The organism is Corynebacterium sp. 20-84 (assembly GCF_053479455.1).
Window position 1 is genome coordinate 1 of the sequence record NZ_JBRBCB010000015.1, and the last position, 12,462, is coordinate 12,462.

A 12,462-nucleotide genomic window follows, 5' to 3' on the forward strand; every position below is an offset into this window, starting at 1 on the left:
TCCACGGGTCCGACTTGGAAGTCGCACTCTTCCACCCGCAGGCAGGTCCGGTGAACCTGTACAACACGAAACGGTTCGCCAATAAGAAACAACGCGACCTCGCCCGGGCAACACTGACGACGTGTCCGGTACCAGATTGTCGGCATGCTGCTGATAACTGCGAGGTCCACCACATCGAACCCTGGGCCCGGGGTGGGCCGACGAATATGAACAACTTGTCGGTGTTGTGCAGGTATCACAACCGCACCAACGACGATGACCCCGACAGACACAACAGGGGCCGAATACAGATGCGCGATGGGACACCGACATGGGTTTCACCGCGCGGAACACCAGTGGCGAACAGCACACACCAATACGGTGCCATGCACCTGTTGTTCGGGAAATAGCGAAACGGCCGCAGACACAGTCTGACTACGCTCATCGCGTGAGTCAGGCATGTCCACGGCCAGTTCGGCGCGCCCGAAAACTAGCTCGCCAGGTCGCGACCGTATGTGAGCGCGAAGGTCCGGGCCTGCGCCACAGTGCTGGGAGAAAAGCTACTGCGCCGGGGTGAAAGCGTCCTCCGTGACAAAAAGGGTGGTATCGGCGAGGGCGGGAACGCGCGTGACGGGCCATTCGTCGGAGGCCTCGCCGTCCACGAGGTGGCTGATGGCGTCGGCCTTCTCGGATCCGGAGACAAGGAGCCAGACCTGCTTCGCGCGGGCGACGGCGGGAAGCGTCAGGGTGATGCGCTCGGCGGGCGGCTTCGGTGAGTCGGTGACACCGACGACGAGCTTGTCTTCTTCGCTCAGCTGCGGGGAGGAGGGGAACAGCGAGTTGATGTGTCCGTCGGGGCCCATGCCAAGGAGGTGGAGGTCGAAGCCGCGGGGAGCGTGCTGGTGGATGGCGTTGGAGTAGTTCGCGGCGGCGTCGTCAAGCGGAAGGTTGCCGGGGCGGTAGCCGTGAATATTGGACTCCGGGATATTGACGTGGTTGAGCAGGGCGTACCGTGCCTGTCCCTCGTTGGAGTCCGGGTCGTAGACGGGAACGTTGCGTTCGTCGCCGAAGAAGACGTGGATGCGGGACCAGTCGAGGTTCTTGGCGCGCACGAGGCGCGACAGGAGCTTGATACCAGCGCCGCCGCCGGTGAAAACTACGCGTGCGATTCCGTCCCCGTGCACACCGCCGGTATCGGAGGTGATGATCTCGGTGACGGTGTCGACGAAGCGGGCAGAGGCTTCGTCGATAAGCACATCGAGATTGGGGACGTTCTCGACGGTAATCATTGCTATCGCTCCTTCAAAAACTGCTTGCCTTATGACTCTAGACAAAATTCACGTTCGACAGTGACCGCAGCGCCTGCGAGTACGCCCAGTCGGGGTCGAGGTGGCGGAGTTCCTCGGAGAGGCAGTCGGCGTCGCTGCGGGTACTCATCGCGACGAAAGAATCGGGCAACCCCGGCACGCGCACGCGGATGCTCTTATCGTCCTTGACGCTGACGGACACGGGCCCGGATGTGCGTTCGAGGGTGAGGCGGCGGATGGGAAAGAGCCGCGACGGTTCGCTCGCGGTTTGTTCGCTGCAGATGCGGGTGACAGGCGCGTCGAGGGCGGAGGAGAGCCAGGCGGCGGCGATGTCGACGCTCGGATCTTCGGCGGGCCCGTCGATCTCGACGGCGGTGACAGGCTCGTGCGGGTAGCGGTCCAAGGCGGAGGCGACGACGCCGCGCCAGTGCGTGATGCGGGACCACAGCATGTCGGAATCGCCAGGGCAGTAGCCGTTGGCGAGACGCAGCAGCGAGTTGCCGTCGACGTTCTCGCGGGCGTTGGTGATGCGGCGGTGCGCGAGTTGCCCTAGAGGGTGCTCGGCGGGACGCGCGGGAGCGGTCGACGGCCACCATGCGACGATCGGGGTGTCCGGGAGCAAAAGAGGCGTGACGACGGACGCGAGATTGTTCGCCAACTCCCCGTGCAAATCCATCACGATGATCTCGGAGGCTCCTGCGTCATCCGCGAGTATCGCTTGGGCGTCGAGAACGTTGTCGCCGTCGGGGTTGCCGGTGATGAGCATGAGCACACGCGAGGGGTGTTCATGGGAGGCGGTGCGGACGTGGTCGAGGATGGATTCGACGTCGTCGTGGATGTCTGCGACGACGATGAGAGTGAGCACACGGCCGGTAGCCAGCGAGTAGTTCTCCTGGGTGTCCAGCAGAAGCTTCGTGATCTCCCGGGTGGAGGTGTCGGACATGGTGATGATCATCTGTGACTCTTTTCCGTCCTTGGGTCTACGGGCGGCGCCAGGTCCGTCCGTGGGCGGCCATCATTTCGTCTGCGGAGGTGGGACCCCAGGTGCCGGCGGCGTATTCGTCGGGGCGGCCGTTTGCGGCCCAGTAGTCGAGGATGGGGTCGAGGATTTCCCAGCTGCGTTCGACTTCGGCGGCGGTGGGGAAGAGACCGGTTTCGTCGAGAAGCGCGTCGAGAATGAGGCGCTCGTACGCTTCCGGCGACTCCTCGGTGAAGGCTTCGGTGTAGGAGAAGTCCATGTTGACGTCTCGGACTTCCATGGTGGAGCCGGGGACCTTGGAGCCGAAGCGGAGCAGGATGCCTTCATCGGGCTGGACGCGGATGACGAGTGTGTTCGCGCCGAGCTGGCTGGTCAGGCCTGGGCCGAATGCTTCGTGCGGGGCCTTTTTGAATACCAGCGCGATCTCGGTGACACGACGTCCGAGACGCTTGCCGGTGCGCAGGTAGAACGGCACGCCAGCCCAGCGGCGCGAGTTCACGCCGAGGGTGCACGCGGCGTAGGTCTCGGTGGTGGACTCGGGGTCGAAGCCGTCCTCTTCGCGCAGGCCGAGGACTTGCTCGGAGCCCTGCCACCCGGCGGTGTACTGGCCGCGTGCGGTGGTCTCTTCGAAGGGGCCGATGGGCTTGGTGGCGCGGAGAATCTTGAGTTTTTCGTAGCGCAGCTGCCGCGGGGAGAAAGACACTGGCTCATCCATGGCCACCAGTGCGAGGAGCTGGAGGAGATGGTTCTGGATGACGTCGCGGGCGGCGCCGATGCCGTCGTAGTAGCCGGCGCGGCCACCGAGTCCGATGTCCTCGGCCATGGTGATCTGGACGTGGTCGACGAATTGGGCGTTCCAGAGCGGCTCGAACATCTGGTTGGCAAAACGCATGGCCAGGATGTTTTGGACGGTCTCCTTGCCGAGGTAGTGGTCGATGCGGAAGACGGCGCGCTCGGGGAACACGGAGTTGATGGTCTCGTTCAGTTCGCGCGCGGTGGCGAGGTTGTGGCCGAAGGGCTTCTCAATGATCACGCGGCGCCACTGTCCGTCGCGTGCTTTCGCCATGCCGGTGCGGTCGAGCTGGTCGATCACATTGGAGAAGTACTCTGGCGGCACGGACAAGTAGAAGGCCCAGTTGCCGGCGGTGCCGCGAGTCGCGTCCATGTGGTCGAGGAGCTCGGCCATGTTGTCGAAAGCAGTGTCGTCGTCAAAGGCGCCTTGGACGAAGTGCATGCCTTCGGCGAGGCGGTCCCAGACGTGCTCGTCGAAGTCGGTGCGGGCGCCTACTTCGACTTGTTCGCGGACGTAGTTTTCAAATTCTTCCTTCGACCAGGGGCGGCGGCCGAAGCCGACGAGGGTGAAGCCGGCGGGCAGGAGCCCGCGGTAGGCGAGGTCGTAGATGGCGGGCAGCAGTTTCCGCTTGGCCAAGTCGCCGGTCACACCGAAGATGACCATGCCGGAGGGGCCGGCAATCCGCGGGAGGCGCCGGTCAGCATGCGAGCGGAGGGGGTTCTTCCATTCTTCGGGTGCCGGGTTCGACACAGGCGTTGGCCTTTCGTCTGGTGGGCTGGGGTGAGGTGTGCCGCACGTGATGCGTCGCGGCCACGATTCCAATTAAGAAGATTAAACCTTAAATGGGCGGCCGCGACGAAGGAATTGGCTATTTCAAATTCTCGAGCATGGAGTCGAGCAGTTCCTGCCACGCATCGACGAACTTGTCGACGCCTTCGCGTTCGAGGACGGAGACGACGTCGTCAAGCTCAATGCCTACGGCGGCGAGCTGCTCGAAGACGGCGCGTGCCTCGTCGGCGGTGCCGTTGAGCGTGTCGCCGCGGACATTGTCGCCGTTGAGCGTGGCGTCGATGGTCGGCTCGGGCATGGTGTTGACGGTGTCGGGGCCCGCGAGCTCGACGACGTACATGTCGGCGGGGTAGTCGGGGTTCTTCACACCGGTGGACGCCCACAGCGGACGCTGCTTGTTGGCGCCGTCCGGCAAGTCGCTGAGCGTATCGAGGAACAGCTGGTACGCCAGGCGCGCGTTCGCGATGCCGACCTTGCCTTTGAGCGCGCGTGCTTCGTCGGTGCCGATCGCGTCGAGGCGGTTGTCCACCTCGGTGTCCATGCGGGAGACGAAGAAGGAAGCGACGGAGTGAATCCCGGAGACGTCGTGCCCGTTGGCGGCGGCCTGCTCAATGCCCGCAATGTAGGCGTCGATGACCTGCTTGTAGCGCTCGACGGAGAAGATGAGCGTGACGTTGACGGAGATGCCCTCGGCGAGCGCCTGCGTGATCGCGGGCAGGGAGGCGTCGGTGGCGGGGATCTTGATCATCACGTTCGGTCGGTCGACGAGCTCCCACAGTTCCTTCGCGTGGGCGACGGTGGCTGCTTCGTCGTCGGCGTGGCGCGGGTCGACCTCGATGGACACGCGGCCGTCCTGCCCGCCGGTTGCGTCGAAGACGTCGCGGAACAGATCGCAGGCGTCCTGGACGTCTTTGACGCTCATGGCGTAGACGGCTTCGTCGACGCCGACTTTGCCGTCTTTGAGCTCGGCGATCTGCGCGTCGTAGGCGGTGCCCGAGGACATGGCCTTGGCGAAGATCGCCGGGTTCGTCGTCACGCCGGCCAGGGATTTGGCAGCTTTGATTTCGGCGAGGTTGCCGCTCACGATGCGCTCGCGCGACAGGTCGTCGAGCCAGGTGGAGGTGCCGGCTTCGGCAAGGCGGTCAATTGCGGTCATGGGTAGCTCCTTTTCGCTTTTCGCTTATCGACGTTTCCCTGTTTTCCCTTACACCCCGTCCCCTCGCACGGGTCCGCGCTGCGGGTCAGCTGCCGAGTCGGCGGTGCCGGTGCGCACGGAGTCGAGGGATTCGCGGGCGGCGGCGACGACGGCGTCGGTGGTGAAACCGAAGCGCTCGAAGAGTTCTGCACCCGGTGCGGATGCGCCGAAGTGCTCGAGGGAGACGTTGCGGCCCTGGTCGCCGGTGAAGCGGAACCACGGCATGGCCACGCCCGCTTCGACGGAGACGCGGGCGAGGACGTCGCGCGGGATGATCTCGTCGATGTAGGAGCGGTCCTGCTGGAGGAACCAGTCCATCGACGGCATGGACACGACGCGGGTGGCAATGCCGTCTGCCTCGAGTTCCTTCGCTGCTGCGACAGCGAGCTGGACCTCGGAGCCGGAGCCCATGAGGATGACATCAGGCGTGCCGGTGGATGCTTCGACGAGGATGTAGGCGCCACGTGCGACACCGTCGATGGCCTTCTCCTTGGTGCCCTCGAGAACGGGGAGGTTCTGGCGGGACAGAGCGAGAGCCTTCGGCTGCGGGTCGGCCTCGAGGGCTGCCTTCCAGGCGGCGGCGGTCTCGTTGGCATCAGCCGGACGGATCACCGCGAGGTCCGGGATAGCGCGCAGAGCAGTCAGGGTCTCTACCGGCTGGTGGGTCGGGCCGTCTTCGCCGAGGCCGATGGAGTCGTGGGTGAAGACGTAGTAGCCGTCGATACCCGAGAGAGCCGCGACGCGGATGGAGGGGTAGAGGTACTCGGAGAAGATCAGGAAGGTACCGCCGTAGACGCGGGTGTTGCCGTGCAGCGCGATGCCGTTCATGATCGCGCCCATGCCGTGCTCGCGGATACCGAAATGCAGGTTGCGGCCGTAGGGGTGCGCGGTGAACTTCTCGGTGGAGATCGACTCGGGGCCGAACGACGGCTCGTCCTTGATCAGGGTGTTATTCGAGCCGGCCAGGTCGGCGGAACCGCCCCACAGCTCAGGCAGGGTCTTTGCCAGAGCTTGGATGGAAGCCTCGGAAGCCTTGCGCGTGGCAATGCCCTTCTCGTCCGGCTCCCACGTCGGCAGCTCGTCAGCCCAGCCTTCCGGCAGTTCGCGGGCGGTAAGGCGGTCCAGGAGGGCCTTGTTGTCGGGGTTGGCGGTAGCCCAGGCGTCGAAAAGCTCTTGCCATTGCTTGTGGGCCTCGGCTCCGCGCTCGGTGAGCTGGCGGGTGTGCGCAATGACGTTGTCCTCGACGGGGAAGGACGCATCCGCGTCGAAACCGAGGACTTCCTTGACGGCTGCGACCTCGTCGGCGCCGAGAGCTGCGCCGTGGACAGCTCCGGTGTTCATCATGTTCGGGGCGGGGTAGCCGATGACCGTCTTGACGCGGATCATCGTCGGCTTCGCCGTCTCGGCCTTCGCCTTCTCCACGGCATCGAGGATCGCGGTGACGTCTTCGCCGGATTCGACGGTGAGCGTCTGCCAGCCGTACGCCTCGTAGCGGGCGAGAACGTCTTCGTTGAAGGCGATCTGGGTGTCGTCCTCAATGGAGATGCGGTTGTCGTCCCAGAAGGCGATGAGGTTGCCCAGCTGCTGAGTGCCTGCCAGGGAGCTGGCCTCGCTGGTCACGCCTTCCTGAAGGTCGCCGTCGCCGGCAATGACGTAAATGAAGTGGTCGAACGGGGACTTGCCGGCGGCAGCCTCCGGGTCGAAAAGGCCACGCTCGCGGCGCGAGGCCATCGCCATGCCGACTGCTGACGCGAGACCCTGGCCGAGCGGACCCGTGGTGATCTCCACGCCCGCGGTGTGGTTGTACTCCGGGTGGCCCGGAGTCTTGGAACCCCAGGTGCGCAGAGCCTTCAAGTCCTCGATCTCGAGGCCGAAGCCGCCGAGGTAGAGCTGAATGTATTGCGTCAGCGACGAGTGGCCGTTGGACAGCACGAAGCGGTCGCGGCCGATCCAGTGCGGATCAGCCGGGTCGTGGCGCATGACACGCTGGTAGAGCGTGTACGCCAGCGGGGCAAGCGACATCGCGGTGCCCGGGTGGCCGGAACCGCAGTTCTCCACTGCATCTGCGGCGAGCACGCGCACGGTGTCCACTGCGCGGGTGTCTTCTGCAGTCCAGTCCTCCGGGTAGCGGGCCTGGGTCATGGCCTGCAGTTCGACGGGGAGCGACGCGGCGGGGTTGTTCTCGAAAGTCACAGTGTGTCCTCGCTTACCAGTGTGTTGGAGCTAACTAACTCTTTACACATTAGTGGTATTCAGCGGGCGGGGACCGCGGTGGGTCAGTCGAGGTAGTCGACGACCTCGACGTCGGTGTACGTGTTCATCAGCGCGGTGATGTCCACGCGGGCGCTGACGGGGGCGCCCCAGCCGAGGGAGGCGGCATCGGCAAGCGGAATGACCTTGTACTCGGTGGTTTGCGGCTTGCCGACGGTGTACGTGGGCATGAAGCGGATCTTGTCCAGCGTGAGCGTGCCGTCGGTGCGGCGGGTGATGGTGTATTCGCCGATGCCGCCGTACTTGGTCTGCTCGTCGTATTGCCCGTGGAGGAAATTGCCGTGCGAGAACCAGACACCCAGCCCCGGCTCGTTCTCCGGGTAGCGCTGGAACGGCTCAAGCACGTGGGGGTGGCCAGCGAGGACGAAATCGGCGCCAGCGTTGCGGGCAGTATCAGCCGCGTCGATCTGCGATTGGACGGGCAGCGATTCGTATTCTTCGCCGGCGTGGAGGTTGACGATGAGGATGTCGACGTCGTCACGCAGCTGTTCGATATCGCGCTTCATCAGTTCCGGATCGATGAGGTTGACCGCGTGTTCCTCCCCGGCAGGCACGGGGATTCCGTTCGTGCCGTACGTGTAGCCGAGGAAGCCGACTTTCAGCCCGTTGCGCTCGATCACGCGCGGCGTCGCACGGTCCTGCGGGGAGTCGAAGCTGCCCATGTACAGCATTTCGCGTTCGCGCAGATTGCTTGTCGACGCCTTGACTCCCTCCGTTCCCCGATCCATCGAGTGATTGGTCGCGTTGTTGACGATGTCCACGCCCGCCCCTTTGAGCGCGTCCACGATTTCCGGCGGGGAGTTGAAAGCCGGGTAGCCCGACAGATCGAATTCGGGGCCGGCGACAGGGACCTCCATATTCGCGGTGGTGATGTCCGCGTTCTCCATGTACTTTTTCACCGTTTCAAACATCGGCGCGAAATCGTAGTCCTGGCCGCTGCCTTCAGTTTTCGCCGCCGCGTCGAAATAGACCTCGTTGTGAATGAGGATGTCGCCGACGGAGCGGAACGTCACCGATGCTTCTTCCAGCTCCGGTTCGGCTTTGTCTTCCGATGACGGGTCGGGTGCGTCGGTAGCGCCGGAAGACTGCGCCGGGGAAGCCCCGGTCGCGGAGCTCGCATTGGGGGCATCAACGCCGTCGCCGATGGTGCAGCCCGCGAGCAGAGATCCGGAGCAAAGCACAGCGGCGAGGGTCGTTGCGATACGGGGTATCATAAGTAGCTATTTAACAACATATGTGGGTGAAGGCGCGGTAATTTCATGCCGGTGCGGGCGGGGACTAGGATGCCAAGGGCGTAGGAAAGCGGGGGACGTCGATAAGCGCGGGAACTTGTGCGCGCCTTGTTACGACTAGTCCCCAGCCCAAAAACCGCGTCGAATGAGGAGTTGTGTTGGAGACCATCAAAGCGTACTTCGCGCTGACTAAGCCGCGAGTCATCGAGCTTTTGCTGGTCGCCGCTATCCCCGCGATGCTGCAGGCCGACCGCGGCAAAGTGCACGTCTGGCTCATCCTGGCCACGCTGTTCGGCGGCTGGATGGGTGCCGCTGCCGCGAATACGTTCAACATGGTCGTCGACTACGACATCGACCAGAAAATGGGCCGCACCCGCGCCCGCCCGCTCGTGCGCCACACGGTGACTAAAGAACGCGCCCGCATCTTCGCGGTCGTGCTGCTCGTGGCGTCGGTCGCGTGGCTCGGGCTGGTGTGCGGCTCGTGGCTCGCCGCGTTCTTCATCCAGTTGACGAACTGGTTCTATATTTACGTCTACACCAAGTGGCTCAAGCGCCGCACCTGGCAGAACGTCATCTGGGGCGGTGCCGCCGGGTGTATGCCGGTGCTCGTCGGCTGGGCTGTCATCCGTGACCACGTCACCGACGGAAGCCCCGACCATTGGTGGCAGGCGATCGTGCTGTTCATGATCATCTTCTTCTGGACTCCGCCGCACACCTGGGCGCTGGCCATGAAATACAGGGACGACTACGAGCGCGCCGAAGTCCCCATGCTGCCCGTCGTGGCGACCCCGGTGGAGACGACCCGCCAGATCGTCATCTACTCGTGGCTCACCGTGATCACGTCGCTGCTGCTCGTGCCGGCTGCGTCCTGGGTGTACTTCGCTATTGCGCTGCTGTCGGGTGGTGTGTTCTTGGTCATGGCGACGCGCTTGCACAACGGAGTGAAGGCCGGCGGCGACGTCAAGCCGCTGAAGCTGTTCATTCTGTCGAATAACTACCTTGCGGCGTTGTTCCTCGGCTTGTCCGTTGACGCGGTCTTCGGGCTGCAGACGCTGGGCGAGCTGGTCGGCGGCGGACTCGGCTCGATCGCTTAAGCAGGTTAGTCAGCGACCTTCAGGACGATTGAACCCGTCGTCCTGCGCCCCTGCAGATCCTTGTGGGCCTGCGCGGCATCCGCGAGAGCGTAAGGCTCCTGAACGCGGAGGGTGAGCGCACCATCGTCGACGGCGCGCACGACGGCTTGGGCACGCATGCGGAATTCGTCGTCGGTGGCGGTGTATGCGCCGATCGACGGCCGCGTCAGGAAGATCGACCCGTGCGTGTTGAGCACCTGTGGGTCAATCGGGTCCACCGGGCCCGATGCTGCGCCGAAGAGGCATACGAGACCGCGGGGGCGGACGGCTTCGAGGGATTCGGTGAAGGTGTCTTTGCCGACGCCGTCGTACACCACGTCGACGCCGCGGCCACCGTTGCGGCGTCGCACCATCTCAGCGAGATCGTCGCTGTAGCGGAAGACTTCGGTGGCGCCGGCATCGTAGGCGAGCTTTTCTTTCTCGTCGGTGGAGACGACGGAATAGACCGTGGCGCCCTGCGCGGCGGCGAGCTGCGTCAACAGGAGGCCCACGCCGCCCGCGCCCGCGGTGATGAGCAACGAATCGCCCTGCTGGGTGTCGCGCACACCGTAGAGCAGGTAGTGGGCGGTGATGCCTTGGAGGAGCATCGTCGCGGCGACGTGCGGGTCAATGGTGTCGGGCACGGCAACGAGGCGGCCGCGGTCCACGCAGACATACTCAGCGTAGGAGCCGGGGGCGGAATCCCACGCCACGACGGTGCCGGGCGCGATGGTGCCAGAGGGGTCCTCGATGACCTCGCCGCAGCCCTCCAGCCCCGGTGTGAACGGCAGCTCGGAGTGATAGATGCCTTCGCGGTAATAGGTGTCGATGTAGTTGACACCCGCGTAGGCGACCTTGACCAGAACTTGGTCGGGGTTGGGGGAGGGGGCGGGGACGTCGGCAAGTTTGAGGACGTCAGGTCCGCCGTGTTCGGTGATCTGGATAGCTTTCATACGTATCCAGGTTACGCGTGGTCAGGTGAGCTGCGTAGGCCTTTTCTATGACGAGCTGGTGTTGTACTGCTGCGGCTCCAGCAGCGGCATGCGTCGGTTGCCGTGGGCGAAGAGGAACGCGGTGAAGGCGACGACGACGCCGGACATGAGGATATGAAGCGGAACGGTCCAGCGCGGCACGCCGAGGTAGAACTGGCCGACGCCGATGGCCCACTGCACGGCGATCATCGCGATGAGAACGAGGGACGACTTGAAAGCGTCTTTCGGAGCGTTGTCGCGCCGCAGGATGTACACCGTGATGAGGGTGAACGCGAGGTAGACGTACATGGCGGCGGCGTGAACGTAGGCGAGCGTGCGGGTGGGCAGCTCGAGGCGGCCTTCCATGCCTGCGGCGGCATCGCCCGAGTGAGGGCCGGAGCCGGTGACCATCGTGCCGGTGATAAGCACGACGCACAGGGCGACGGCCGCGGCGACAACCAACCAGCGTGCGGCCGAGGAATAGCGGCGCTCGGGTGCGATGTCGTCGGGTTCGGCGATGCGCATGTACAGCACGGCGGCGACGAAGACGAGGATCATCGACGGCAGGAAGTGGATAGCCACGGACCACCAGAGCAGGTCGAGGTGCACGGAAATGCCGCCGATGACAGCCTGCACCAGAACGCCGACGCCGGAGACGACGGACAAAGCAATGATTTCTCCGCGGCGGTTGGCCCGCAGTATGCCGATGAACAGCACGATCGTTGCGGCTGCCACGACGAAGGTCAGGGTTCTGTTGCCGAACTCAATGAGCTGGTGCACCCACGGGTTCGCTCCCGGGACTGGGAAGAGGGAGCCCTCGTGGCACAACGGCCAGGTGTCGCAGCCGAGGCCGGAACCGGTGACACGCACGAGTGAGCCGGTGAAGGTGATGCCGGCTTGTGCGAGGAGCACGATGAGGGCGAAGATGCGCTGCGTCTTCACCGTGGGGACGCTTTTGAGACGCTCCCAGATGCTGGAGGTCGTGGCGGTGGTACTCACGGTCGGAGTGTGCCTTTCACGTTGTTGGGTTAATGGTGTCTGATTATCCGTCGAATCTGAACCAGCGAATGGTTCCCGCGACGGCGACGATGGCCCACCCGATCAGGGCTAGCCAGGCCCAGGGGTGGATGGTGGCGGATAGGGCGCCGTCCATGGCGTCGGCAAGCGCGACGGAGGGGACGAGGTCCCATATTCCGGGTGTGCCGAGTTTTTCGGCGTAGACGACCCAGCCGAGCACAGCCAGCAAGACCAGCCAGATAAAGTTCGCGCTGGCGAGCACGACTTCGGACGATTGGGTGCCGCCGAGGAGCAAGCCCAGCGCAGTGAAGGCGGTGACACCGGCGAGCAAGGTAAAGAAACCGAGCACAGCGCCGCCGGGGGAGATGCGCCAGCCAAGCGCAAGAGCGATGCCGCCGAGGACGACGATCTGCACGAGGACGGTGGCGAGCACGCCGAGCACCTTGCCCGCGATGATCGTCCAGGCCGGGACGCCAGAGGCACCGGTGCGCTTCAAAGCGCCGTAGCGACGATCGAATGCCAGCGAGATCGCCTGCCCCGTGAACCCGGCCGACGCGGCGGCGATGGAGAAGACCATGGTGACGATCTGGTCTAAGCTCGTCTGGTCGCCGAGCACCGGAACGACGGTCGCGCCGATGAGAATGGCCGCCGGGATGAGAAGGTTCACGAGGATCTGTTCGCCGTGGCGCAGCAGCAGGATTGCTTCGATGCGGCCCTGCGCAGCAATCATGCGGGCGGCACTCGCGCGCTGCGGGGCGGGAGTGAAGGTCCCGGGGGCGAACCGTCCGGGGGCGAGAGTTTCAGAAGTGTCAGTCAT

11 protein-coding genes are annotated in these 12,462 nt (G+C 64.6%); 2 read left to right on the forward strand and 9 right to left on the reverse strand.

The window, feature by feature from the left end:
- A partial coding sequence (locus ACUY2Y_RS10805) for an HNH endonuclease signature motif containing protein (RefSeq protein WP_448326403.1) occupies nucleotides 1-389 on the forward strand: 389 nt, incomplete at its 5' end.
- Nucleotides 390-539: 150 nt separating this feature from the next.
- Here ACUY2Y_RS10805 and pgl read toward each other — a convergent pair.
- From pgl to ACUY2Y_RS10835, 6 genes are all read right to left on the reverse strand, one after another.
- Nucleotides 540-1,268, reverse strand: coding sequence for a 6-phosphogluconolactonase (pgl, locus tag ACUY2Y_RS10810; protein ID WP_448326405.1), 729 nt, complete (start codon nucleotides 1,266-1,268; stop codon nucleotides 540-542).
- 37 nt (nucleotides 1,269-1,305) lie between these two features.
- The gene (locus ACUY2Y_RS10815) at nucleotides 1,306-2,241 is read right to left on the reverse strand and encodes a glucose-6-phosphate dehydrogenase assembly protein OpcA (RefSeq protein ID WP_448326407.1); all 936 of its coding nucleotides are present in this window, start codon (nucleotides 2,239-2,241) and stop codon (nucleotides 1,306-1,308) included.
- A gap of 25 nt (nucleotides 2,242-2,266) precedes the next feature.
- Nucleotides 2,267-3,808 carry a glucose-6-phosphate dehydrogenase gene (gene zwf / locus ACUY2Y_RS10820; protein WP_448326409.1) on the reverse strand — a complete coding sequence of 514 codons (1,542 nt, stop codon included), beginning with the start codon at nucleotides 3,806-3,808 and terminating at the stop codon, nucleotides 2,267-2,269.
- 118 nt (nucleotides 3,809-3,926) lie between these two features.
- Nucleotides 3,927-5,003 carry a transaldolase gene (gene tal, locus ACUY2Y_RS10825; protein WP_448326411.1) on the reverse strand — a complete coding sequence of 359 codons (1,077 nt, stop codon included), beginning with the start codon at nucleotides 5,001-5,003 and terminating at the stop codon, nucleotides 3,927-3,929.
- A gap of 48 nt (nucleotides 5,004-5,051) precedes the next feature.
- Nucleotides 5,052-7,184 (reverse strand): transketolase, encoded by a 2,133-nt coding sequence (tkt, locus tag ACUY2Y_RS10830; RefSeq protein WP_448326460.1) that lies wholly within the window; start codon nucleotides 7,182-7,184, stop codon nucleotides 5,052-5,054.
- A 134-nt stretch (nucleotides 7,185-7,318) separates the two neighbouring features.
- Nucleotides 7,319-8,527: a CapA family protein gene (locus ACUY2Y_RS10835; RefSeq protein ID WP_448326413.1), complete on the reverse strand. Its 1,209-nt coding sequence runs from the start codon at nucleotides 8,525-8,527 to the stop codon at nucleotides 7,319-7,321.
- Nucleotides 8,528-8,703: 176 nt separating this feature from the next.
- Between ACUY2Y_RS10835 and ACUY2Y_RS10840 the strand changes: the two genes are divergently transcribed.
- Nucleotides 8,704-9,639 carry a heme o synthase gene (locus tag ACUY2Y_RS10840; protein WP_448326462.1) on the forward strand — a complete coding sequence of 312 codons (936 nt, stop codon included), beginning with the start codon at nucleotides 8,704-8,706 and terminating at the stop codon, nucleotides 9,637-9,639.
- A gap of 5 nt (nucleotides 9,640-9,644) precedes the next feature.
- Here the strand turns inward: ACUY2Y_RS10840 and ACUY2Y_RS10845 are convergent, their stop codons facing one another.
- The 3 genes from ACUY2Y_RS10845 to ACUY2Y_RS10855 are packed head-to-tail and all read right to left on the reverse strand — an operon-like array spanning nucleotide 9,645 to nucleotide 12,462.
- A complete protein-coding gene (locus ACUY2Y_RS10845; protein ID WP_448326415.1) occupies nucleotides 9,645-10,610 on the reverse strand; it encodes a quinone oxidoreductase family protein in 966 nt (321 codons plus the stop codon).
- 45 nt (nucleotides 10,611-10,655) lie between these two features.
- Nucleotides 10,656-11,627 (reverse strand): COX15/CtaA family protein, encoded by a 972-nt coding sequence (locus ACUY2Y_RS10850; protein ID WP_448326417.1) that lies wholly within the window; start codon nucleotides 11,625-11,627, stop codon nucleotides 10,656-10,658.
- 43 nt (nucleotides 11,628-11,670) lie between these two features.
- Entirely contained in the window at nucleotides 11,671-12,462 is a 792-nt protein-coding gene (locus tag ACUY2Y_RS10855) for an ABC transporter permease (protein WP_448326419.1), read from the reverse strand.